This is a genomic window from Lactobacillus sp. M0396, from assembly GCF_016101625.1.
In the GTDB taxonomy this organism is placed as follows: Bacteria; Bacillota; Bacilli; order Lactobacillales; family Lactobacillaceae; genus Lactobacillus; species Lactobacillus huangpiensis.
In genome coordinates this window covers 25,931-50,027 of the sequence record NZ_JACFQE010000002.1, presented here as the reverse complement: position 1 = coordinate 50,027, position 24,097 = coordinate 25,931, and the positions used below count along the sequence as shown (strand labels likewise).

The 24,097-nt window shown below is 37.8% G+C and carries 18 protein-coding genes and 1 pseudogene; 17 read left to right on the top strand and 2 right to left on the bottom strand.

Annotated features, from left to right (window positions below; all coding sequences use genetic code 11):
• The first annotated feature begins 46 nt into the window (after window positions 1-46).
• The 6 genes from H3T43_RS02770 (at window position 47) to H3T43_RS02745 (ending at window position 9,259) form a co-directional block, all read left to right on the top strand.
• A complete protein-coding gene (locus tag H3T43_RS02770; protein WP_198212425.1) occupies window positions 47-1,849 on the top strand; it encodes an FAD-binding protein in 1,803 nt (600 codons plus the stop codon).
• Between the two features lie 150 nt (window positions 1,850-1,999).
• Window positions 2,000-2,911 carry a LysR family transcriptional regulator gene (locus H3T43_RS02765; protein ID WP_198212423.1) on the top strand — a complete coding sequence of 304 codons (912 nt, stop codon included), beginning with the start codon at window positions 2,000-2,002 and terminating at the stop codon, window positions 2,909-2,911.
• 205 nt (window positions 2,912-3,116) lie between these two features.
• The gene (locus tag H3T43_RS02760) at window positions 3,117-4,601 is read left to right on the top strand and encodes an FAD-dependent oxidoreductase (RefSeq protein ID WP_198212421.1); all 1,485 of its coding nucleotides are present in this window, start codon (window positions 3,117-3,119) and stop codon (window positions 4,599-4,601) included.
• A gap of 30 nt (window positions 4,602-4,631) precedes the next feature.
• Window positions 4,632-5,852: a nitrate/nitrite transporter gene (locus H3T43_RS02755; protein ID WP_198212419.1), complete on the top strand. Its 1,221-nt coding sequence runs from the start codon at window positions 4,632-4,634 to the stop codon at window positions 5,850-5,852.
• A gap of 29 nt (window positions 5,853-5,881) precedes the next feature.
• Window positions 5,882-7,747 carry an FAD-dependent oxidoreductase gene (locus H3T43_RS02750; protein WP_198212417.1) on the top strand — a complete coding sequence of 622 codons (1,866 nt, stop codon included), beginning with the start codon at window positions 5,882-5,884 and terminating at the stop codon, window positions 7,745-7,747.
• A 66-nt stretch (window positions 7,748-7,813) separates the two neighbouring features.
• On the top strand, window positions 7,814-9,259 hold the full coding sequence (locus tag H3T43_RS02745; protein WP_198212415.1) for an FAD-dependent oxidoreductase: 1,446 nt from the start codon (window positions 7,814-7,816) through the stop codon (window positions 9,257-9,259).
• A gap of 101 nt (window positions 9,260-9,360) precedes the next feature.
• On the opposite strand, the pseudogene add reads toward H3T43_RS02745, so the two are convergent.
• Window positions 9,361-10,379 (bottom strand): annotated as a pseudogene (gene add, locus H3T43_RS02740) (adenosine deaminase).
• A 188-nt stretch (window positions 10,380-10,567) separates the two neighbouring features.
• Window positions 10,568-11,923: a threonine/serine exporter ThrE family protein gene (locus tag H3T43_RS02735; protein ID WP_198212414.1), complete on the bottom strand. Its 1,356-nt coding sequence runs from the start codon at window positions 11,921-11,923 to the stop codon at window positions 10,568-10,570.
• Window positions 11,924-12,208: 285 nt separating this feature from the next.
• Here H3T43_RS02735 and H3T43_RS02730 point away from each other — a divergent pair, with 285 nt between their 5' ends.
• The 11 genes from H3T43_RS02730 (at window position 12,209) to H3T43_RS02680 (ending at window position 24,081) form a co-directional block, all read left to right on the top strand.
• Window positions 12,209-12,964 (top strand): DeoR/GlpR family DNA-binding transcription regulator, encoded by a 756-nt coding sequence (locus tag H3T43_RS02730; protein WP_198212413.1) that lies wholly within the window; start codon window positions 12,209-12,211, stop codon window positions 12,962-12,964.
• Window positions 12,964-13,878, top strand: a complete 915-nt coding sequence (gene pfkB, locus H3T43_RS02725; RefSeq protein ID WP_034978156.1) for a 1-phosphofructokinase — start codon at window positions 12,964-12,966, stop codon at window positions 13,876-13,878. The genes H3T43_RS02730 and pfkB overlap by 1 nt, the downstream gene beginning before the upstream one ends.
• A 17-nt stretch (window positions 13,879-13,895) precedes the next feature.
• A complete protein-coding gene (locus tag H3T43_RS02720; protein ID WP_198212412.1) occupies window positions 13,896-15,866 on the top strand; it encodes a fructose-specific PTS transporter subunit EIIC in 1,971 nt (656 codons plus the stop codon).
• Between the two features lie 680 nt (window positions 15,867-16,546).
• Window positions 16,547-18,247 carry a LytS/YhcK type 5TM receptor domain-containing protein gene (locus H3T43_RS02715; protein ID WP_198212828.1) on the top strand — a complete coding sequence of 567 codons (1,701 nt, stop codon included), beginning with the start codon at window positions 16,547-16,549 and terminating at the stop codon, window positions 18,245-18,247.
• A 13-nt stretch (window positions 18,248-18,260) separates the two neighbouring features.
• Window positions 18,261-18,998, top strand: a complete 738-nt coding sequence (locus H3T43_RS02710) for a LytTR family transcriptional regulator DNA-binding domain-containing protein (protein WP_198212411.1) — start codon at window positions 18,261-18,263, stop codon at window positions 18,996-18,998.
• A 157-nt stretch (window positions 18,999-19,155) separates the two neighbouring features.
• Complete coding sequence (locus H3T43_RS02705) at window positions 19,156-19,590, top strand: CidA/LrgA family protein (protein ID WP_223897564.1); 435 nt, start codon at window positions 19,156-19,158, stop codon at window positions 19,588-19,590.
• Window positions 19,590-20,315, top strand: coding sequence for an LrgB family protein (locus H3T43_RS02700; protein WP_198212409.1), 726 nt, complete (start codon window positions 19,590-19,592; stop codon window positions 20,313-20,315). Before H3T43_RS02705 ends, H3T43_RS02700 begins: the two co-directional genes overlap by 1 nt.
• A 245-nt stretch (window positions 20,316-20,560) precedes the next feature.
• Complete coding sequence (locus H3T43_RS02695; RefSeq protein WP_198212407.1) at window positions 20,561-21,460, top strand: metal ABC transporter solute-binding protein, Zn/Mn family; 900 nt, start codon at window positions 20,561-20,563, stop codon at window positions 21,458-21,460.
• A 13-nt stretch (window positions 21,461-21,473) separates the two neighbouring features.
• Window positions 21,474-22,610, top strand: a complete 1,137-nt coding sequence (locus tag H3T43_RS02690) for an SLAP domain-containing protein (protein WP_198212405.1) — start codon at window positions 21,474-21,476, stop codon at window positions 22,608-22,610.
• Between the two features lie 53 nt (window positions 22,611-22,663).
• On the top strand, window positions 22,664-23,284 hold the full coding sequence (locus H3T43_RS02685; protein ID WP_198212826.1) for an ATP-binding cassette domain-containing protein: 621 nt from the start codon (window positions 22,664-22,666) through the stop codon (window positions 23,282-23,284).
• The gene (locus tag H3T43_RS02680) at window positions 23,284-24,081 is read left to right on the top strand and encodes a metal ABC transporter permease (RefSeq protein ID WP_198212403.1); all 798 of its coding nucleotides are present in this window, start codon (window positions 23,284-23,286) and stop codon (window positions 24,079-24,081) included. The genes H3T43_RS02685 and H3T43_RS02680 overlap by 1 nt, the downstream gene beginning before the upstream one ends.
• Window positions 24,082-24,097 lie beyond the last annotated feature (16 nt).

Below are 24,097 nucleotides of genomic sequence, written 5' to 3'. Positions count from 1 at the left end.
AATTAACTTGTTAAATGAAAACGATTTAATTAATGAGGAGATTAATATGATTTATCATAAAAACTTTGAATGGGATGCTAATTATGATGTTGTTGTCTTAGGCTTTGGCGGTGCTGGCGCTACTGCAGCGCGATTTGCAGCTGATCATGATGCTAAAGTACTGCTGGTTGATTCGGCTCCAGAGGGTCATGAAGGCGGTAATACTCGTTATTCGGCTCAATTAATTGGTACTGGAAATGACTTTAATGAATTGAAAAAGTATTATCAGAAACTAACTGCACCAATGGAACTTGATGAGGACATGATCGATACCTACGTTGAGGGGATGGTTAATACACCGCAATATGTTTCCCAGTATTTAGGAGTCAAACCTAACAGTGCTAAAAAATATGCGCCGGATAAAAGTTATGCTTTCAGAGAATTTCCTGAGTTTGAGGGTTCAGAGTCTTATGACTTTACCACTGTCACTAAACATTGGTTTGACGCTTCTTTATGGCAAATTTTGAAGGAGCAGGTAGTTAAGCGGCAAGACCAAATAGATGTTTTGTATGGCACACCTGCTGTAGAACTAATTCAGGATCCAGAAAGTAAAAAGATCTACGGTGTGGTTATTAAACGCGACGGCAAACTATTAAAGGTTCAAGCCAAGAATGGTGTCGTCATGACGACTGGTGGGTTTGAAAACAATCAAAGAATGATTGAAGACTTTATCGGGGCAAAAAGACTGGCACCGTTAGGTACCCTTTATAACAAAGGTGACGGTTTGCGAATGGCTCAGGAAGTTGGCGCTGACTTTTGGCATTTGCACAACTTTGAGTCTTTGGGCTTGCTCCATGGCATGGCTTTTGCAGTGCCGAAAGGCCAGCGTGGTCGTTTAATGCTGGGAGCTCAAAATGAAGCTGTTTCTACCGGTAGTGTTTTTGTTATAGGTGATGATGGTACCAGATACTTTAATGAAGCAGAAGAAAATCGCCACGGTCACATTAAGAATCACGGCCAGTGGAAAATACCGCTAAATCAAGAACACCCATACCTGATTTTTGATGAAACCAAAAAGCATGAATTAGATAATGATAAAATTATTGGCGATTACAAGCCGTACACAGAAAATGTTATCAAGGCTGACTCCGTTTCCGAACTAGCCGATAAAATTGGGGTTGAACCGGCAGTTTTGTCTGATACTCTCAATCGTTTTAATAAAGCATGTCAAGAACAAGACGACCCCGAATTTAGAAGAAATCCAGCTACTTTGCGTGCGTTTGCTGGTAATACAATTTATGCCGTCAAACTGGAGCAGACAATGCTTAACACTCAAGGTGGTCCAAGAAGAAATAAGAATGCGGAAATTTTGGATACCAGAGGCAAAGCTATCCCTAATCTTTATTCCGCTGGTGAACTTGGCGGTATCTGTGCTAACCAATACCAGGGCGGCAATAACTTGGCAGAATGTTTGATTTGGGGCAAGATTGCTGGAGAAAATGCGGCTAAACCAAAAGTTGATGAAGCAACCGATGCAGCAAGCGGTGCTACTATGCATGAAAAGCATTTAACTTCAGATCTTAAACATGAAACCTATGAAACGGGAGAGAACCAATACATTGGTAAATCTACTAAAGGCATGGGTGATGAAATAGTTGTACGGGTAACTGTTGATGACCAAAAGAACCTAAAGAATATTGAAGTTTTGAAACAAGCTGAGTCGGATGACTATGGTTTGAAAGCCATTAAGATACTACCTTCTAAGATGGTTCAGGAAAATACTGTTAATGTTGATGCAGTCAGTGGTGCTTCGAGTTCATCACGTGGTCTCAAAGACGCAGTTAGGGATGCGCTAAGTAAAATAAAGTAGTAAGTATTGCTAAAAAGGGTCATTAAAATTAAATGGCCCTTTTGTATAGCTCAAAACAGTAACTAATAGGGCAGTCTTTTTTTAGTATGTTAATTTTTAGTATAATATACATAGGAAGAAAATTTTTTGTTAATTTGATGAGGTAATAAAATGAATTTCACTCAATTACGCTGTTTTATTAAGGCCATAGATAATTCCAGTTTTACTATTGCAGCTGAGCGCTTAAATTTCTCCCAGTCGGCAGTTTCTAAAAATATTAAGGATCTTGAGGATACACTGGGGGTAACTTTAATCAATCGTGCTCATCACCGTATTTCCTTAACGAGCGCTGGCAAGTACTTCTATCGTGTTGCGCGCAATGTAGTAGATGATATGGATTACACGGTAGCATACTTGCAAAGCAAAAAGAATGACCCTGAAACGCTTTTAAGAATAGGAGTCTGCGATACACCGTTTGAACAAAAAATTCTGCCCATTTTTTTGCGCAAATTGCGTGAATCTGGGAGTAATTTGAACATCCAGTTTGTCTTTGTACTCAACAATTCTATTGGTGAGCTTCTTAACCATCACGTTGATTTGTGTGCAATTGCACGAGAAGATGTTGATGTTGTTGAAGATATTCACTTTGAGCCAATGGTTCAAGGTAAAGTGGTAGTAGCTTGTCAAAAAGATTCTCCTTTAGCAGAAAAATCTAAGATTTCTATTTCAGATTTAATTGATCGTGACGTATTTTTGCTTGATCCTAACAGTTCTTTAAATGTACAGTTGAATTTTCAAACTGCTTTAATCAATAAATTAGGTATGGAACATATCAAATTTGTGCAAGATTTCTTGGCCATGGATATTTATGTCAGAGGCGGTTGGGGTTATGGCATTTTGCCCAACTTCATTGCAGATTATCAATCAGAGGGAATTAAATATATTCCCATTGATTATCATGATATTTCACCATATGGAATTGCATACATGGAGAGTTTTACTAATGATTCTGTACTTGAAAAAGTGGTCAGTACATTAAAGGAAGCAATAAACGAATATTTATCTGAGGATAAAAATAAGTAATGCACAAATAAAAGTTGTTTTTGGAATGCTTGTAATCAGCACTTAAACGTTGATCTTACAAGCATTTTTTATTTTGCCTTTTTAAATTGTTATGTTCTGTATTCCATTTAGTAATTCTTAATTCTAAATATGGTGCATAAATTCACTTGATTCATAGTATTATGAAAGCGGTTAAAGGATTTGCTTAAAGAAGTGAGGTATAAAAATGGAAAATACTTATGATGTCATTATTGCTGGTGCCAGCAATGCTGGCGCAATGGCAGCTTGTGCTGCTGCTGAAAAGGGAGCAAAAGTTCTCCTGATTGACAAGCAAGGAAGTTCAAGATTTTTATTCCGTTCATTCTTTGCTGCGCTGGACAGTAACGCCCAAAGAAGAGCAGGAATTAAAGTTGATAAAGCTAAACTAATGAACTTTTTAACCTTGTTCTTCCAAGATAACGTTGATGAACGTTTATTGTGGACTTGGGCAAATCATGCAGATGAAACTGCCAATTGGCTTGAAGATAATATTTTGAAACCAAACGGTGGCGTTTTGAGACCACAAAAGGATGCCCACTATGAAACTGTTGTAAATACAGCTTTCAATACTGAGTTAGCAATTGCAACACCTGATAATGGCTGGGCTCATTATGGCGATTGGGTAATTGATAAAGTTAAAGAATTAGGAGTAACCCTTAAATACAACACTAGATTAGAAGAATTAGTGACAGATGATAGTGGTGCAGTTACTGGTGTAATTACCAGTGATCGCGGAAGTGGCGAAAAGACTGAATATAAAGCTAATAAGGGTGTCATCATTTGTACTGGTGGTTACGGTGCCAATGTTGAATTAATGAAGAAATGGGATCCACTTGGCTACAAGAAGAATGTTTATTCAGATGGACCTCGTGATGATGGTTCAGGTATTCTTGCTGGTCTTAAAGTCGGAGCCGCACGCGATGAAGAACCAGCTGAAATCATTTTTGACCGTGGTGCAGTTCCTGTTGGCACTAAGGCTGAAGACCATTATGTCATTGACTTTAAAGATCCAGGCTACTTCTGGATGGGTGCTTATCCACTACTAAAAGTTAACTTAAAAGGTGAGCGTTTCGGCAACGAAAGTGTTCCTTACCAATTTGATATTAATGCGATGGCTAAGCAACCAGGATACCTGGAAGCACAGATTTGGTCAGAAGATACTATGGATCACTTGGCACAATTTGATACTCAAGGCTGCTCTCGTTTAGGCTGGCCTGGTATTTACAATACTGAGGAAAACAAGGAAGAAATTCAACGCAGAATTGACGACGGCCTAGTTAAGAAAGCAGATACGATTGAAGAATTAGCTGAAAAATTGAACCTGCCAAAGGATACGTTAGTTGCAACTGTAAAACGTTATAACGAGATGTGCGCACAAGGCAAGGATACAGACTTTGGTAAAGAAAAGTTCAGATTATTCCCAGTAGATAAAGCACCATATTATGGCGTCATCATGGGCGGACGCTTACTTGCTACTCTGGATGGATTACGGATCAATACTAAGATGGAAGTCATTGACAAGAATGGTGATCCAATTCCTCACCTTTATGCAGCCGGTAATGCCAGCGGTGGTTTCTTCTGGGGCAGTTATCCAGATAGAATTCCTGGCCTTACTTGCAGTCACGCCCAGACCTTTGGTCGTTTAGCCGGACAATATGCTGCTGAAAATTAGTTTTTATCATAAAAGGAGTTTTTATATATCATGGATGAAAAACAGTTACCTAAGCTTTCAAATTATAGGTGGGTAATCTTAGCAATAGCTGCTTTGCTTGACGCAATTAGTAGTTACATTCAATTTCAGATTTCTGCTTTAGCTGTCCAAATTATGCCAGAACTGCATATTTCACCAGCACAATTTCAAAGTTTATTAATGGCACCAATGCTTATTGCAGTTTTCTTAAGTATTCCTGCCGGCTCTCTTGCTGATAAGTTTGGAGCTAAGAAAATTGTTTCTGTCGGTTTGGTTATCTCAGTATTAGGTGCATACGGTCGACTTTTTGCTAATAACTTCATCACAATGTTTATAACCCTGTTACTTTTCGGAGTTTATATGGCTTTGCTAAATGCTAATACTTTGAAAATCTTTGGTACCTGGTTTAAACAAGATACTAATACAGCTATGGGTGTCTTCTTTGCTTCTGCCAGTGTCGGAATTATGCTTTCCCAAGCTACCAGTTCTTTGTTCCCAACTGTTGAAAAGGCATATATCTTTTCATCAACGGTATTATTGATTTTAGCTGTTTGCTGGATAATCTTTGTTAAAGACACTCCTAAGGGTGAAGAAATTCCGCAACCTCAAACAGAACAAGGCAAATCTGAGTCATCATTTGAATTCTTCAAGGCTGCTGCTAAAAGTAAGAAAACTTGGTATGTTGCTTTAGCTGTTGGCTTTGGTATGGGTGCTAGTGAAGCCTTCTCCGGCATTTTGCCGCAAGCATTTGCTGCCAGAGGAATGACTCCTGCAGCTGCTGGTGTGGTTGCTTCTGTTGCTACTATTGGTAGTTTAGCAGGTTCACTCTTTGGCCCAGCAATTATTAATAAGGCCAAAAAGGCTAAACCAATGATGATTGTTATTACTGCTCTTGGTGGTTTGTTGATGGCCATCACTTGGTATATTCCATTAGGAATGCCATTAAGCATTGCACTAGTCCTTGGTGGCGTATTTGGCGCTATGACTGGTCCAATTATGCAGGCTATGCCAATTACATTCCCAGAGATAGGTCCTAAGAATGCTGGTAGTGCTGGTGGACTTGTTGGTACAGTATCACTGCTCTTATCATTCTTCCTTCCAGTTATCATTTCTTCAATTGCTGGTAAGAACTATGCATTAACCTTTATTATTCAAGGTCTTGTCTTTGTAGTACAAATTATCGTACTGGCAGTTTTACCAGACGCAAACGCTGCTCGTCGTCATGCTGAATAAAATTTTTTAAAGTGAAAGGGGTCATTTATATGGCAAAAAAAATAACCGAGAACCCAGGAAAGTATACCGGTTCTGGTCAAGGCAAAGAAAGTCAAATCAACCTTGAAGTCGAGGTTGACTCAGACAAGATAGTAAATGTTAAACCGTTAGATAAATATACTCCCGACAGTTTGGCTGATAACGCATTTAAGAAAATGGCGCAAAAAATTGTGGATCAGCAATCAGTCGATGTTGATGTTGTTTCTGGTGCTTCTGAAACTTCACACGGTATTATTGAAGGCGTTAAAGAGGCTCTGAACAAGGCAGGAGTTGACTTTGACGCCCTTAAAGAAAATGGTGGTCAAACTGCTGGCAAGAAGGAAGAAACTATTGACGTTGATGTTGCAGTAGTTGGTGCCGGTGGTGCTGGTGTGGCAGCCGCTTTAGCAGCTCGTCAACATGGTGCAAGTGTAGCTTTGTTTGAAAAAACTATTTCCCCACTTGGTGCAACTACTTTTGCTGGTGGTATGTTTGCCAGTGACAGCCAACAACAAAAAGATCAAAATGCGGTTGTCTCTAAGAAGTGGCTCTATGACGAATACATGGATGCTTCTCAAGGCTACATGAACTCAATTCTTGTGCGCCGCATTATTGATGAAGCAGGTAAGACGGTTGACTGGTTAAATGAAAACGGCGCAATCATGAAATTGGTTGATGCTGGTACAGGTGGCAGTTATGACCATATTGGCATGCCAGCTACTCTTCATGGTTATCAAGAAGGCGGTACTAAGGCGGTAACCAAACTAATTGAAAAATTCAAGTCAATCGGTGGCAAGATGTACTTCGGTTTTGCCGGTAAAAAGCTGCTGCAAGACAGTGAAGGCAAAGTTACTGGCTTGATTGCCGAAGGCGATGAAAAAACTCTTCACGTTAATGCTAAGAAAGTAGTCATTGCAACTGGTGGCTTTGGTGGCAGTCCTGAAATGCGTAAAAAGTATCTTGGCGATGTCAGCACACAAGGTCAAGTTTTGCAAAACATTGGTGATGGCTTGAACATGGCCTGGAATGCAGGTACTGCTCACCATATTAATGGTTCTACTCATTACTTCTGGCAAACTTTTAGTGACAAGGATATTGGTGAAATGGCTAAACTTGTTGGTCCAAACTGGATGCCTGTCAATGCCTTAGCTGATTTTCCTAACTTGCGTGTTAACAACCGTGGTCAACGTTATGCCAGTGAAACTCATGCACTAGATTTCGCTGTTCATGGTGCAGAATTGTCAGAACAACCACAACAAACTGAATTTGTTGTCTTTGACCAAGCAATGCTGGATAAGATTAAAGAAGGCGGAACTGTCGCAATTGAAGACCATTACGGCAAGTGGAAGAACCATCGTCAGTTTTACATGGAATTTAACTTCCCAACTGATACTGAAGAAAGCATCAAACATGAACACGAAAAGACCGACTTTACTTCATTATTGAATAAACTGGCTTCAACCAATGTTATTTTTGTTGCTGACACCATAGAAGAATTAGCTGAAAAGATGGGTGTTGACAAAGATAATTTGGCCAAATCAGTTGAGCAATACAATAATGCTAAAAAGAAAGGCGAAGACGATTTGTTCTTCTCTGATACTAAGAGAATGATTCCAGTAGAGCAGGGTCCATTTTACGCTGTGAAATTCATCGCTCGTAACTTGGGCACTCTTGGTGGTGCAACCATTGATGAAAAAATGCATGCTTTAGCTCCAAATGGTGAACCAGTACCAAACCTTTACGTAGCTGGTGCTGATGCATCAGGAATGTATGGTAAGGCATACGTTGATTTTGAAGGTGGTACTTTAGGCTTTGCATATATTTCTGGTAGACTTGCTGGAATCGATGCGGCTGAAACTGCCAAAGCCGGTAAGTAGATTATGACAAAAAATCATGTATGAATTAACTAATTTATACATGATTTTTTACTAGAGGAATAAATTATGACGCAAGAAAAATATGATGTAGTAATAGTAGGAGCAGGACTTGCAGGCTTTGCTGCTGCAGATGAAGCTGTTGATAATAACTTAAAGACCTTGCTTGTTGAAAAAGGTAAAACAACAGGCGGTACTGGTAATTATGTTGAAGGAGTTTTTGCTGCTGATTCCGAAATGCAAAAAAAGGATAATGCAACTCTTGATAAGGATGATTTGCTCAAAGAAGAGTTAACTTATTCGCACTACAAAGCAGACGGTAAGATGTGGCAAAAATACATTGCCAATGCCGGCAAAAATGTTTCCTGGCTCGAAGATCATGGTGCTGAAATTGAAATGGTAGCAAATCTAGGTTCTGGAGCTAGAACTTGGCACTTGTTTAAAGGCAAGGGTCATGATGCCATTCACAATGGCTTGGAACCATATGCTAAGAAAAAAGGCATCACCATAGCTACCCTAACTAGAGTGACTGACTTAAAGCAAAATTCTGATCATACCTTTGATGTAACACTGACCAATGTGGTTGAAAAAGTTACTAAAATAGTTACTGCCAAAAATGTTGTGCTTGCTACCGGTGGTTATTTAAATGACCAAAAACTATTAGAAAGTACGCCTCACCAAAATCCAGACAATATTATTCCAGTTAACTCTGGTAAAAACACTGGAGATGGTTTGAGACTTGCTTGGAAGTTAGGTGCTAAGAAGTACTTTACTGGAATGGCAATGATGTTTGGCGGTCAGCTGAAAGATAAGACAGTCCCATCATTTAAATTGTGGGGTACTGCTATCTGGAGTTCAGTTTGTGATCAACCGCAAATGTGGGTTAACGAACTGGGCGAGCGCTTTGTCGACGAAAGTGCAGCTGTGGTCAACTGGGCTAATGAAGGCAATTCAATGAACCGCCAAGACCGCGTCTTCTGCATCTTTAGCCAAAAGATCTTGGATGACTTTACTGACAAGTCTTATCCAAGATCCATGAAGCCATTTGTTCCAGAAGACAGATACCCAACTTTGCGTGATGATATTGCCAAAGCTGAAAAAGAAGGTCGCGAATACCTGCATAAAGCTGCAACGCTGGAAGAATTAGCTCGAGAAATTGATACCCCTAACCTAGTGGCATACGTCAAGCATTATAATGAAATGGCAGCAAATGGTGAAGATACTGATTTTCATAAACCGGCCAAATACATGTTGCCAATTGATGGAGACGGCCCATTCTATGCTATCGAATTAGGTGTAGGTGCATACACTACAGGTGACGGACTACGCGTAAACACCAATAACGAAGTTTTGAATACAAAGGGCAGACCTATTGCAGGTTTGTATGCTATTGGTGGCGATGGCTCTGCAGTTCTTTATGGTGACACTTACGGTGTTAATATTCCAGGAACACATGCAGGGTATTGCATCTTTTCAGGACGTAATGCAAACAAAGCAATTGCAGCTCAGAAGTAAAATAATCAAAAAATAATTTCTAAGAGATAAAATAAAACATTATACCAGCGAAAAAGCCAACCCATTTAATATGAGCTGGCCTTTTTGTTTGTATTTTTAAGTTATGAGTTTGCTTTTACAAATTGATCAATTTCATCTAGATATAATTGCTTTTGTCGTTGACTTATCTAAGAAGTTTCAAAAGAATTTTTAGCAAGTTGCACTATTTTATCTTTGCTAAGATCATATTTTTGTGCCAAAGCATAATAATTATCACTAATATAACCCTTAAAATAGGCTGGATCATCTGAGTTAATTGACACTTTGACTCCTGCATTCAAAAGGTCAATTACTTCTTTACCTTTCATCTCTGGTGACACAAACTATTAGACAGAGGACAAGATGTTAAGCCAATCTGTCTTTTGGCTGCTAATTCTACCAAATCTGGATCTTCCACGATATTGGTACCGTGATCAAGACGTTCAACTTCCATAATTTCTAAAGCTTGACGGATATGTTCGATTGAATCTTTTTGATCAATATCACAGTGAGTGGTGATATGCAGTCCGGCAGCTGCTGCATCTTCAAATTGCCGGGTAAACTTTAGAGGAGGATTATTGTGTTCATCAGAATCAAGTCCAATGCCAATAATTTTATCCTTGTATTTCAGACCTTCGTGAAGTGTTTTTCTAGCTGATTCCTTTGAAAAATCACGTAAAAAGCACATGATCAAATGAGCATCGACATTTAAAGCTCTGGCATCAATCGTAGCTTGATAAAGTCCGTTTAGAACGACTTCAAAGGGAATGCCGCGACTGGTATGAGCTTGGGGATCAAAAAAGAGTTCAACGTGCCGTACATTGTTGGCAGCAGCTTTAGTTAAGTAATCCCAAGCCAAGTCGTAAAAGTCTTCTTCAGTTTGTAAAACATTCATTGCTGGATAATACACAGCTAAAAATGATGCTAAGTCATGATAATTGTACGTCTTCTGGACATCTGCAATGGTCGTTTGACCTATATCGACATGATTGCGTTTAGCTAATTTTAGTTTTAGTTCTGGCTCTAAAGTACCTTCAATATGCAAGTGCAATTCTGCTTTAGGCAGGCCACGGGTAAATTCTGGTGTAACGACTGAACTCATATAATCCTCCTTAATAATGTTCTTGTTTTTAACTCATTATCTTAGTTTAGCATAATTTTAATAACAAAAATAGATAAAAAGCGAACAAATTTAAACATTTATGGATATATGTTCTTAATAAAGCTAGATGCAAATAAAAAACCTAACTAAAAATCTAGTTAGGTAAAAAGAATTTTCCTTGAATGAACTTAGTCGCAATGGCGCCATTTTGCGTCCGTTAAAATCCGAGCAGTAAGTAAACCGATTGGAAGGGCAGTAATAATCATTAAAGCATCCATAATCCAATAAGCTCCGACATTAATATTAGTAATACCAAAATTAAAGACAGCTCGATACATGTATAAACCGGGAACCATTATTACAATTGCAGGAACGGTAATTGCAATCCGAGGAAAACCAACTTTATCACGCACAAAGCTGGCAATCAGTCCTGCTAATAGTGCTCCGGTGAACGCTGCTAAGGCGGCCGGTACGTGATTAAATTCAACTAAGCTAAGTCGCAAAGTGTTCGCTAAGGCTCCAATGGCTGCTGCTACTGTTGCCATTGATACTTTAGCATTAAACATGATTGAAAATCCAAAAACACCACAGAAACTGGCAATTATTCTGAAAACTGTTAGTAATGTTGGATTAAGATTTAATTTAGGCATAGCACCTGGTGATAAGTTGAGTATGGTAGCCGTCCCCCAGCCTACCATTGATGCAATCATGACAACTAGTATTGCATAAGCCAGTCTTTCCAGTCCTGATCGCATATCAAGTTTTGACATATCAAGACCAGAAGTAATAAAGGGGAATCCAGGAATGACATAAAGCATTGAACCAATGTAGCCATATGCATGATTATTGCTCCAACCACAAATTATTGTGCCTAATCTAAAACAGATAAAATATACGGCGCAGGAAACAGCTACCCCAACAGCAATTTTGGCAACGAGAGTGACTTTTTTTCTTCCTAAAAGTTGACGAATATAGTTTCCAATTAAGGCTCCAAAAAATGTACATAACATTTCCGGTATTCCTCCACCAAGTAGAAAAATAAAGCTGGCACAGGCCAGACCGGCACTAAAAGCGGAAATGATTAAAGGATAATTTTGAGTATGGCGTTCAATTTGATTCAGTTTGTGGTGAACTGCTCCAATAGTCAAATATTCATTCTCAGTTTCAAATTTACGGACAAATTCTTCCATTTCATTGAGCTTGTTCATATTTACTTCTGTAGTTGGTAAGGAAAGAGTCTGTGAGTAAGACTTGTTGTCAACATCAAAGCAGGTATAGCTAATAGTTACCAGGCCAATGTCTGTTGAACATGTGATTTTAAGTGCACGTGCAATAGTATTCATCGAATCACGAACCCGCCAGGCTCCAGTACCGCATTGCAGCAGCATTATACCAATTCTTCCGACTAAAGACCCTTTTTCTACCAAGGTGATATCTTTGACTAAGGTATCATCTGAACTTTTGAAAAATTCTTTCCAGTGAATTCTCATATGGTGTTTGCTAGAAATCTTGGGATATGATTCTGGAGACTGCTCGTCTTTCATAACTAAATTTATAACCTTTCTTTTGATAACGTAATATTTTAATTTTACCATATTCGTGGTTGGACTATTTTTATGGGTTTAATTAGAGCAAAAATTTTAAGTAAACACATTAGCTGTTATTTATGTCCTCTGTGGCAAATTACCATTGAAGCCATCAAGGTTTATCATAGACAACCATTATTTTTAGCCAAAAATGAACGCTTTTGCAAGAAAATGATGAATTATGATTGAAAATGATTGCTTTTAATTTTTAAAGCGAATAAAATACTGTCTGGGGTGAAATGTATGCTAACACCGGAAAGACAAAAAGTAATTGAAGATTACGTTAACCAGCATGGTTTGTGTCGGGTAAGTGACCTTTGTTCAATGACCTCAACGTCTGAGTCAACGATTAGACGTGATCTTAACCAGATGGAAGAAAAAGGTCTGATTAAACGAGTACATGGTGGTGCGCAATCAGTCAAAAATTTTACTCATGATGTGTCCCAACATATTCGTTTTTCAATGAATCACGATGCTAAAAAGCTGATTGCTCAATATGCTGTTAAAAACTATGTACATAAAGATGATTACATTTTTATTGACGCGGGTACTACAACATATGAAATGGTTCCTTTTATTGCGATGATTCCAGGAGTAACGATTGTGACTAATGGTTTAGAGACTGCACTTTGTGCTCTTAATAACAGAATTAAGACCATACTTTTAGGTGGTCGAATAAAGGAAGATACCCATGCAGTAGTCGGACAGACTGCTTTGCAGCAATTGCAAGAAATGAATTTTTCTGCCAGTTTCATCGGCACTAATGGACTTGATTGCCAAGGCAATTTGACAACTCCCGATACTGAAGAAGCGGCAATTAAAAAAATAGAAATTTCTCGGGGAAATCATGCATACATTTTGACCGATACTTCTAAAATTGGTGAGCGTAGTTTTGCTACCTTTGCGAAAGTAAAAGATGTAACAATAATAACCACTTCTTTAACTACAAAGGACAAAAATTTACTGCCCGCAAAAATTAACCTGAAGGAGATATGCTAATGATTTATACGGTTACAGTTAACCCAGCTTTGGATTATGTGATCCAATTGGAACAGGTTAACCGTGGTGAAGTTAATCGCGCAGATAACTGCACGTTTCTGGCAGGTGGCAAGGGAATTAACGTTTCCCAAATTCTTAACCAGTTAGATATTGATAACACCGCTTGGGGTTTTGTTGGTGGCTTTACGGGTAAAGAATTAGTGCGTCAGCTAAATCAGCGCCGCATTGTTAATGATTTTGTCACCATTTCTGACGTGACCCGCGTTAATGTTAAGGTGCATGCAGAAGAAGAATCAGAGATTAATGCTGCTGGTCCCAATGTTACAGATCAGGAAATAACTGCTTTTAAAGCACATCTTAGCGATTTGCAAAAAGGTGACATTGTGGTTTTGAGTGGTTCTTTAGCACCAAGCTTGCCGGTTGATTTTTATAAGGAACTTCTACCTATTATTAAAGAAGCAGGGGCAGAATTTGTAATTGATACCACCGGCCAGGCTTTGCTTGATACTTTGAGTTATAAGCCACTTGTGATTAAGCCAAATCATCACGAACTAGCTGATTTATTCAAAACTACATTTGAGTCAGATCAGGAGATGCTTGAGTGTGCGCGCAAATTGCTTGACATGGGTGCACAAAATGTTATGGTCTCCATGGCTGGTAAAGGTGGCTACTTGATTACGCCTAAACATTTTTATCATGCCAAAGCAGCTGTTGGAACTGCTGTTAATTCGGTTGGTGCTGGAGATTCAATGATAGCTGGCTTTGTCGGCACTTATGTTAAAACAAAAGATCCAGCCGAAAGTTTTCGTATTGGTATGGCTTGTGGTGCTGCCACAGCTTTTACTAAAGATATAGCTGTTAAAAGTCAGATTGATGCGGTTTTGCCGCAAATTAATGTTGAAGAAATTTCGTAATTTGAGGAGAATTTAAAATGAAAATTAAAGATATTTTGGCTCCTGAATCCATGATTATGTCGCTTAAAGCGACTAATAAGGAAGATGCCGTTAAGGAAATGGCAGACTTGGAAGTCAAAACCGGCATCGTCAATGACGAAGATGAATTCATCAAGTCAATTTGGGCTCGCGAAAATGAATCTACCACAGGCATTGGTGATGGAATTGCAATGCCTCATGCCCGTAATAAGACGATCAACAAGGCGCGTGTGCTTTTTGCTAAAAGCGAAAAGGGAATTGACTACAATTCACTTGATGGTCAACCAGTTCATTTATTCTTTATGATTACTGCACCTGATGGTGCTGATAACACTCACCTTGAAGCTCTAGCTAAGTTATCTGGTTTATTAATTGATCCCGATCTGGTTAATGCTCTTAAAAAAGCGCAAACACCTGAAGAGGTAATACAGCTTTTTGAAGATGCTGAAAAACAAAAGGATCAAGATAAGAAAGCCGAGAAAGAACAGGCTGCAAGTACAAATGAATCTAATAAGGAAGAAAAGCCTTTAATTGTTGGTGTCACTGCTTGTATTAACGGTATCGCCCACACTTATATGGCTCAAGAGGCTTTGATCAAGGCAGGTAAAAAGCGCGGTGTTGATGTTCGCATTGAAACCAACGGTTCAGAAGGTGTCAAAGATAAATTAACAGCTGCTGAAATTAGCCGTGCTCAAGGTGTTGTCATTGCATCGGACAAGAAAGTTGATATGCCCCGCTTTGAAGGCAAACCGTTAATCTCTCGCCCAGTTGTTGACGGCATCAACAAACCTGACGAATTGATCGATAACATTTTAGATTCAAAAGCCAGCGTTTACCATTCTAATGGTGAAAAGAGTAATGAAGAAAGTGACAACTCTAAAGAAGGCGTTTGGGGTTCAATCTACAAAAACTTAATGAACGGTGTTTCCCACATGTTGCCATTTGTTATCGGTGGCGGTATTTTAATGGCAATCTCCTTTATTGTGGAAAACTATGCTGGTGGTCCAAAATCTCCTGCTTTCATTTTCTTAAACAATGCCGGTAACATGGCATTTGCATTCATGGTGCCGATTTTGTCAGGTTACATCGCTGAATCAATCGGTGACTTGCCTGCTTTAATGCCCGGCTTTGTCGGTGGTTTTATGGCCACCGTTTATAGTGGTGCATATGGTGGTGCTTATGTTGCCAATGTTGTAACTAATGCTAAATCACCTGCCGGTTTCTTAGGTGGTCTGGCTTCTGGATTTATTGCCGGATACTTGGTAGTCGGCTTGAAAAAATTATTTGCCAAGTTGCCGAAGTCTCTTGAAGGGATGAAGCCAATGCTCATTTACCCAATTTTGAGTTTGCTCTTCATAGCCCTTATTATGTACTACATTGTTAATCCAATCTTTAGTGCCGTTAACTTTGCAATTACTAATTTCTTAAACCAAATGGGTACGGGCAACCTGGTAGTTTTGACAACTATTTTAGCTGCCATGATGTCAATTGATATGGGCGGACCTTTCAACAAAGCTGCTTACGTCTTTGCTTCAGGTGCTTTTGCCAATGATCCTCATTCAACTGTTGCTGCTGTAATGATGGCTGCTGTAATGGTTGGGGGCATGGTACCACCATTTGCGACTGCAATTGGTACGACTTTCTTTAAGAATAAATATACTGTGGATGAACGTCGCGCTGGTGTAACCAACTGGATTTTAGGCTTTTCCTTCATTACTGAAGGTGCTATCCCATTTGCTGCGGCAGATGCTGGTCACGTTATTCCTTCATGTATCATTGGTTCTGCTGTCGGTGGCGCTCTAGTCGGATTATGGCGTATTGGCGTTCCCGCACCTCACGGTGGTCTCTGGGTATCTCCACTTGCTAACCACATTTTGCTTTACTTCGTTGCTACTATTATTGGCTCGATTGTTGCTGGTGTCATTTTAGGACTGTGGAAAAAGCCGGTTGACCAACAAGAAGATAAATAACAAAATTTAATTGAATTATACAAAAACTGCACTGATCTGTTTAAAAAGTTCAGTGCAGTTTTTGCTTGTAAATAAATGCTTATAAGCTGAATACCTTTAATTATATAGGTTCTTCTATTGTATTACAGATGTATAATTAAAAAATATTGACGATATAAAAACGTTAGTGTAAAAATCCTTTATATTCATGTAATGACCATTTCCGGGCCAATTTCTTGGAACGGTACCAGTGAGCACAATTGTGTATTTTGCTACCATGCATAACATTAGTCTCAGTTAATACTTGATGTCCTTTAAGCTTCGACACGTTGTAGAAAAGACCTCCGTCTTCTTCGTGACCGCCAATGGCATTAGTTGAGTTCCACTGTTTTAGCAATTAATATATTATTAATGGTATCACTTGACAGCAAATAAATAAAAGCAAATTATCAGTTAGATGATTGCCTTTTATCTGTTTAATAAATTTCATAAGCAATAAGTCTTAAAACCTAAGTGAATTTAAGGCATAGATTTCACCATTTCAAGTATTATTTTGAGCAGTTGAATACGATTTCTATTGCGTAAACTGAAAAAATTGTCATACTTATATGATATAAAAGGTTAATTCCAGCTTAGTTTACGGATTGGAGAAAAACGTGTTCAGTCTATTCATATTATTATCAGAACGCCTGGGTATTATTATGATTCTGGCGTTTCTCCTTGTTAACATGCGCTTTTTTAGGGATTTAATTGAAAAAAGAACCTTAAAATCGCAAATCTGGTTATTTATCATTTTTTCACTCTTCGTTGTCATTGCCAATCTCACTGGTGTAGAAATTTCGAGTTCAAAAGAAATAGTTACCCCACTTATTCTGACAGAATTACCCCAGTCTGACTCAATAGCAAATACCAGGATGTTGGTTATCACTACCGCCAGTCTGACTGCTGGACCCTATGTAGGACTTCTAGTTGGTTTAGTGGGTGGTTTACACCGTGTGATTTTTGGTGGCTTTTCGGATTATTTTTATATTGTCAGTTCTGTTCTAATCGGATATTTAATTGGCGTTTTAGGTGATAAGGTTAAGAAAAATAACTTGTATCCTTCTACTTTTTGGGTAGCAGTTTTATCTTTTTTAGCAGAACTAATTCAGATGGCCTTTATTTTTGCATTCCATGGTTTCGGCTTGATCAAATTAATTTTTGTACCCATGATATTATTAAACACAATTGGCTCTTGCTTGTTCATAGAAATTTTGAAAACCTATTTATCAAATGAGCGTCAACTACGGGCTGTGCAAACTAAAGATGTTTTGGAATTGGCTAATAAAACATTGCCTTATTTTCGTCATGGTCTCGACTTTGATTCTGCAGAGCATGTCTGTAAAATTATCAAAAAATACACTAATTTTGATGCCGTAGGCTTAACTGATCGTGTTAATGTACTGGCTCATGTTGGCGCGGGACAAGATCACCACATTGCTGGTGAGCCCGTAATAACTGATTTATCAAAAACGGTTATTGCTTCGGGACATGAAAAACTGGCACATTCAAAAGAAGAAATTGGTTGTCCTCATCCGAATTGTCCATTAACATCCGCTATCGTTTGTCCACTGCAAGTAAATAAAAAAACGATTGGAGCACTAAAACTGTACTTTTGTGCTGAACAAGAAATGACTGTGGTCGAAGAAAATCTGGTTCGCGGTTTGGCTATGATTTTTTCTGGACAACTGGCTATTGGTATTGCAGAACAGCAGACCAGTTTGGTAAATGAAGCAGAAATACGAGCATTACAAGTGCAAATTAATCCGCATTTTTTCTTTAATGCAATTAATACAATTGGAGCCTTAATGAGGGTTAACGTTAGCGAGGCTCACAGAGCATTAATGCAGCTTAGTACCTTTTTTAGATTAAGCTTGAAAAATGGTCAGGCAAAAGAAATTACCCTTGATCAGGAAAAAAGATATGTTAGTGCTTATACCGGAATTGAAGAGCTGCGTTTTCCACATAAATTTACAATTAATTATCAAATTAGTGTGCCTGATAGTACGTTGCTGCCATCATTTTGTTTACAAATTTTTGTGGAAAATGCTATTAAGCATGCTTTTAAAGGTAGAAAAACTGGTAACAAAATTGTCATTAATTTAAGTCAAAAAAATGATTACTTACAGATTTTAGTTAGTGATAATGGTGTAGGTATTAAACCGGAAATTTTAAAAAGGCTGGGTCAAGAACCAATAAGTGAATCTGGCGGCAGCGGTACAGCACTTTATAATTTAAATAAACGGCTGATAGGCCTATATGGCACTAATAGTCAATTGCATATCAAAACTGGTGAGAGTGGAACGACTTTTCAAACCGAGATACCACTAAAACAAGCTGAAAAAAATGATTTTGAAGGTTAAGAGGGAGCTAAAAATGAGAATTTTAGTAGTTGATGATGAACCATTAGCCCGCACTGAATTATCTTATTTGATCAAAAAAAGTTCAGTTTTAAATAAACAAAATATTAAACTCTATGAAGCAGAAGATATTAAAGAAGCACAGGGAACTTTGCTTAAGTATAAAATTGATTTGCTATTCTTAGATATTTCACTTAATGAAGAAAATGGCTTTGAGTTGGCCGATGAATTGAAACAACTGAGTTATTCACCGATGATTGTATTTGCTACAGCGTACGATAACTATGCTGTGAAGGCTTTTGATGTTGGTGCACTTGACTATGTTCTGAAACCATTCGAACAAGAGAGGGTTGATCAGGCACTGCAAAAGGCTGTGAAAGTTTTAAACAGTCAAAATAACAATTCTGTGCAGGCTCAAAAAGCGGAAAGTGACGTTCTTAGTATTGAGCTTGAGGATCGCAATGTTGTTATTAAGAAACTGGAAGTAATAGCTGCAACGGTTAATAATGGTGTACTAACGATTGAAACGAACAAGCAAAAATATGAAACACGCAAGACCTTAGCTTGGCTAAAGGAACGATTAACGGATCCATGTTTTCTACAAGTACATAGAAATGCAATTGTAAATATTGAAGATATCAAGGAGGTTCAGCCCTGGTTTAATCATACATTGATGTTGATTATGAATAATGATTCCAGAGTTCAGGTAGGTCGATCCTACCGCAAAGAATTAAATCAAAAATTAGGTTTGTAAATAGTGTTCTAATTTGTTTTGACTTGTGAATTTGCTTTAGTGCAGTTCACAGGTCATTTTTTGCAATTCACGAGTTAATCGCTTACAAAAATCGTATTTTCTATTATCTTATTACTTGAAAGCAAGAAAGCTGAAAATGAGAAAGGAAATCGATCTTATGAAAAAAGAAAAAACAAAATCAGCTCCAATTTTAGTACAAATGTTTATTTATGCTGCAATTTTGTTTGTGGCACAAGTAATTTCTGATTTGATGCCAAAGTCTTTTCCCGTACCGACTCCAGTAATAGGGTTAGTTTTGCTATATTTTTTATTAACCGTCCATGTAATTAAAGTTGAATGGGTAGATTCTTTTGGCAGTGCATTAATCTCACTAATTAGTTTTATGTTTGTTCCATCTGGAATCTCATTAGCTGCAAATTTAAAGATTATGAAAGAGCAGGGAATACAACTAATTATAGTAGTAATTGCTTCTACAATCATTTTGTTAGTTGTAACTGCTTATACAACTAAATTCTTTAGTTGGGTTATAGGAAAAGTAACTAATAATCAACTAACTGTTATTAATCACAAAAAAGTAGGGGATGTTAAATAATGCAATATATTACTAATCCATTATTTGGAGTTTTCTTGTCATTAATTGTATTTTTAACTGGACAATGGCTGTTCAAAAAATCAAAAGGTTTTTTCCTTTTTCAACCACTCTTTGTAGCAATGGTTTTGGGAATAGCAATCCTAATTATCCTTGCTAAGTGCTTTGACGTTTCAACAGCTACTGTTTATGCTAAAGCTTATAAACCAGGTGGCGACATTATTTTCTGGTTCATCACCCCAGCTACAATTGCTTTCGCAGTACCATTGTATAAGCGTAATGATGTTGTAAAGAAAAACTGGCTGGTAATTCTTTTAGGGTTGGTTTTCGGTACGCTAATTTCAATGGCCTTAATAACATTTGTTGCTAAAGCAGTTGGTTTAAATACTGTTGGAATAAAGTCAATGCTAAGTCAGTCTGCTACTACTGCAGTGGCAATGCCAATAACAAAAGCTATCGGGGGCAATGCTTCAGTTACTGCTATGGCATGCATACTCAATGCTGTAGTAATTTATGCCTTAGGTAAGCAATTAGTTAAGTGGTTTAACTTGAATAGTGACCCATTAGGAACTGGCTTGGGTTTAGGTTCTGCAGGACATACTATTGGCTCAGCTTTTGCATTGGAATTGGGTTCTGTGCAAGGAGCTACTGCTGCAGTGGCAGTTGTGGCCACAGCTTTAGTAGATAATCTGTTAGTTCCAGTTTTTGCCCACTTAATTGGGTTGTAATTTATATTTTTAATAGTTGTTTGTTTACTTACTCTAAAAGCACACGAATGAATCGTGTGCTTTTTAGATTACGCTAAATTTATTTTTTAAAGCAATTAAACTGTAACAAAACTATAATAAGGCGTTGCTTTTAAAGCAATCCCTAATTAGTGTATAATGGTTATTAATTGTAAGTAACTTTTATTTTGTACTGCAATTAAAAAGTTGCCTTATTACTTAAAAACTACACTTAAAAACGAAAAGGAATGACAACAATATTGAAATTTGTTAAATTTAGAAAATTATTTGCTGCAGTTACCTTATTAGGCATAGTTCTTTTAACATTAGGTGCATGTTCACAAAAGTCACACAAAAGCAGTAAGATATCAATTATGACGACGACGAATGTCTATTCTGACATTGCTCAAAATATAGTTGGCAAATATGGCAAAGCAGAAGCAATTATTAAAAAATCTGTAATTGACCCTCACGATTTTCAACCTACTACTAACGATGCCAAGGCTCTATCTAACGCAGACATAGTAATAGAAAATGGCCTAGGTTACGACAGCTGGATGGATAAATTGGCTTCTTCAGTTGACAAAAAGCCGGTTCGCATTGGTGAAGACTTGATGGGTTTAAAAAAAGGTGATAATCCGCATATTTGGTTTGATTTGACTATGCCCACCAAGTATGTTAATTACTTAGTTAAGAGCTTGTGTAAAAAAGATCCAAAGCATGCTCGTTATTATAGAAAAAACGGGAAAAGGTATTTAGCTGAAATTGCCCGTATTAAAAGGACTTCTGCTAAATTAAGTCACCACGTTGAAAAGCCCGTTTATGTCAGTGAGCCAGTTTTTGACTATGCGTTAAGTTCTGTCAACATTAAAGTCGCAAATAAAGACTTTGAGAAAGCAATCCAAAATAATACAGATCCGAGTCCATCAGCTGTTCAGAAAATGACAGAAGGCATTAAGAAGCGGAAAATTGCATTTTTTGTGATCAATGAACAAACTTCAAGTTCTACAGTTGACACTTTTCTAAAGTTGGCTAAAAAGCAAAACATCCGTATCTTAAAAGTAAGGGAAACTATCCCGGATAATACCAATTATCTTGATTGGATGAATGATAGTTATCAGGATTTGGCTGAAGTAGTCCGAAAGTAATTATTATGAGGCGTTGAAAATGAAAAAATTAATTGCCGTTTTAGCTTTAGGAGCAAGCATTGCAACTGTAGCTGCTCCAGAGACAACGATAGTACAGGCAAGTAGTACAATTAATGATACTGCTAAACAAAATAGTTTCAGCGGTGTAACTTATGCAGAGCAGGTATTAGCGCAAGAAGGTATCAAATACAACGATTTTTCTGCTGCTAATCCAATTAATTATCGCAACGGTAAGCCTGAAGGTGTTGTTATTCATGAAACAGCTACACCAAATGCTACTGCACGTAATGAATGTATTTATTTTAACCGCGAATGGATGAATATTTATTCTTATGTTCATGCTTTTGTGGATAAAACTGGTGTCATTCAAATGACAAGTCCAGATTACGGTGTATGGGGTGCAGGTCCTGTTGCTAACAACCGTTTTGTTCAGGTAGAACTATGTGAAGAAAACAATCTGGCTGATTTTGCCAAAGGCGTGAATAATGATGCTGTTTATGTTGCGCAAATTTTACACCAATATAATTTAGAACCTGACAACGCTGTTCATGATGGTAAAGGGACAATTTGGTCTCACCATGCCGTATCTACATTTTTGGGTGGTACTGACCATACTGATCCGGATGGTTACTTTGCCAAATGGGGTTATTCAATGGATGATTTCTTTGACCTGGTTAAATATTATTATGATCAAGGAACGCCAGCTAATAATGCACCTGTTGTTGATAATACAGTAACGTCACCAACACCTGCTGCACCTGCTAAAAAGCCTGCTGTCCTGCCTGAACCAGTTGCTACCAAAGTCTTGATTCATAATGCATTGGTTTATGATGAAAATGGTGAGGCAACTGATTTACCAACTAAAAAAGCCGGCACTAAGTTGACAATTTATGGCAATCAAACTATTAAAAAAAGAAAGTATTTGCAAATAGGTGTTAATCAATTTGTCGTTGCCAGCAATGTTGAAGGCAAGTTGCGTCCGTTAAGTCACAATGCCTATATTTACGATGGCAAAGGTAAACGAGTTGGTATGAATAAATTATACCGTGGTAATTATGTGCGGACATATGGCGGTCGCGTTAAGATTAAGGGTCGCAAATATTACCCAATTGATGTTAATAAATTTGTCAAAGTGGGCAATTTTAAATAGATAATATAGGAAAATACAAATTGTCTGATATTTTAGAAGTTAATAATCTCTCAATGAGATTTGATAAAAATAATGTTTTTGAGAACTTAAAGTTCAAGTTAAAAAGGGGTTCATTGACTGCACTGTTAGGTCCTAATGGTACGGGAAAAACTACTTTAATAAATATTCTAATGAAGATGTTGACTCCTAGCTCGGGATCTTTTAAATTTGCAGATGATGTTCGTCTGGGTTATGTACCTCAGTTTCGCAATATAGATGCTGAATATCCATTATCGATTGAGGCTTTTGTGAGTTTGAATGCACCGATTATTAAAAACGGCCGAACTAAGGAAGCAATAAAAAAGCAGTTAGAGGAAACAAATTTATATCAAATTAAAAATACTCGTATGGGGGAAGCTTCAGGCGGGCAAAAACAAAGAGCCTATTTAGCACAAGCCTTGCTTGATAATCCTAATATGATTATTTTAGATGAAGCCACGGCAAGTCTTGACCCTATGGCTAAAGATGAGCTGATGAAGCTGATCAGACATTTGAATGAAAAGCATAAAATAACAGTTTTGTTTGTAACTCATGATATATCATTAGCTCACAAGTATATGCAAAACTATTTATATTTAAATCATGGTCAAATTGAACATGGTGAAATGTCCCAATTTAAGGAGGCATATGAATAATGTTTGCATATGGTTTTATGCGCAACGCATTTTTGGCGAGTACCTTTATTGCGATAACTTGTGGCACTGTCGGTGTTTATGTAGTCGCACGCAACTTTAGTTTTTTAGCACATACGCTTTCTGAAATTGGTTTTGCTGGTGCTGCATTTGCAGTCTGGCTCGGAATTAATCCTTTATGGGGGATGCTTTTGTTTACCCTTCTTGGCTCAATTAGTGTTGGCGAATTGTCACTTCATAGTGAGCAAAAAGAATCCCCAATTAGTGCTATTTCAGCTCTGTTTACGGGTTTGGGGGTACTTTTCCTTGCCATTTCTGGAGCCAATAGCAATTATGCTACGAATATTCTTTTTGGCAGTATTATCGGCGTTGACCATCAGGGTGTCATCCAGCTAACAGCTTTATCTGTATTTGTGCTGTTAATGATTTTTATCATCCAGCGCTCATTAAATTTTGATTCATTTGATCATATTGGTGCTCTTGCTCATGGAGTAAAAACTGGTGTAGTCAGTGTTATTTTTTTAATTGCTCTGGCAATGTCGGTATCAATTGGTGCTCAAATAGTAGGGTCACTTTTAGTTTTTATTTTGTTGACATTACCACCGGCCACTGCGAATTATCTGGGAAAAACGATTCCGGCAATGATAGCTTGGTCTGTCTTTTTTGCATTAGTTGGCGTCTGGTTTGGCTTATACTTAGGCTATATTACGAACCTACCAGTAACTTTTTTTATTGCTGTCATTGAAGTTACGATCTATCTTGTTACATACTTCACTCATATTATTAAGCGTAGTTTGTAAAATTTACCAGCTTAAA

Bases quoted from the DNA above. Each gene is read 5' to 3' on its own strand.
- H3T43_RS02710 (WP_198212411.1), top strand. From the start codon at position 18,261: ATGAGAATTTTAGTAGTTGATGATGAACCATTAGCCCGCACTGAATTA.
- H3T43_RS02715 (WP_198212828.1), top strand. From the start codon at position 16,547: ATGATTCTGGCGTTTCTCCTTGTTAACATGCGCTTTTTTAGGGATTTA.
- H3T43_RS02750 (WP_198212417.1), top strand. From the start codon at position 5,882: ATGGCAAAAAAAATAACCGAGAACCCAGGAAAGTATACCGGTTCTGGT.
- H3T43_RS02700 (WP_198212409.1), top strand. From the start codon at position 19,590: ATGCAATATATTACTAATCCATTATTTGGAGTTTTCTTGTCATTAATT.
- H3T43_RS02695 (WP_198212407.1), top strand. From the start codon at position 20,561: ATGACAACAATATTGAAATTTGTTAAATTTAGAAAATTATTTGCTGCA.
- H3T43_RS02745 (WP_198212415.1), top strand. From the start codon at position 7,814: ATGACGCAAGAAAAATATGATGTAGTAATAGTAGGAGCAGGACTTGCA.
- H3T43_RS02735 (WP_198212414.1), bottom strand. From the start codon at position 11,923: ATGAAAGACGAGCAGTCTCCAGAATCATATCCCAAGATTTCTAGCAAA.
- H3T43_RS02770 (WP_198212425.1), top strand. From the start codon at position 47: ATGATTTATCATAAAAACTTTGAATGGGATGCTAATTATGATGTTGTT.
- H3T43_RS02680 (WP_198212403.1), top strand. From the start codon at position 23,284: ATGTTTGCATATGGTTTTATGCGCAACGCATTTTTGGCGAGTACCTTT.
- H3T43_RS02705 (WP_223897564.1), top strand. From the start codon at position 19,156: ATGAAAAAAGAAAAAACAAAATCAGCTCCAATTTTAGTACAAATGTTT.
- pfkB (WP_034978156.1), top strand. From the start codon at position 12,964: ATGATTTATACGGTTACAGTTAACCCAGCTTTGGATTATGTGATCCAA.
- H3T43_RS02760 (WP_198212421.1), top strand. From the start codon at position 3,117: ATGGAAAATACTTATGATGTCATTATTGCTGGTGCCAGCAATGCTGGC.
- H3T43_RS02765 (WP_198212423.1), top strand. From the start codon at position 2,000: ATGAATTTCACTCAATTACGCTGTTTTATTAAGGCCATAGATAATTCC.
- H3T43_RS02730 (WP_198212413.1), top strand. From the start codon at position 12,209: ATGCTAACACCGGAAAGACAAAAAGTAATTGAAGATTACGTTAACCAG.
- H3T43_RS02720 (WP_198212412.1), top strand. From the start codon at position 13,896: ATGAAAATTAAAGATATTTTGGCTCCTGAATCCATGATTATGTCGCTT.
- H3T43_RS02685 (WP_198212826.1), top strand. From the start codon at position 22,664: ATGAGATTTGATAAAAATAATGTTTTTGAGAACTTAAAGTTCAAGTTA.
- H3T43_RS02755 (WP_198212419.1), top strand. From the start codon at position 4,632: ATGGATGAAAAACAGTTACCTAAGCTTTCAAATTATAGGTGGGTAATC.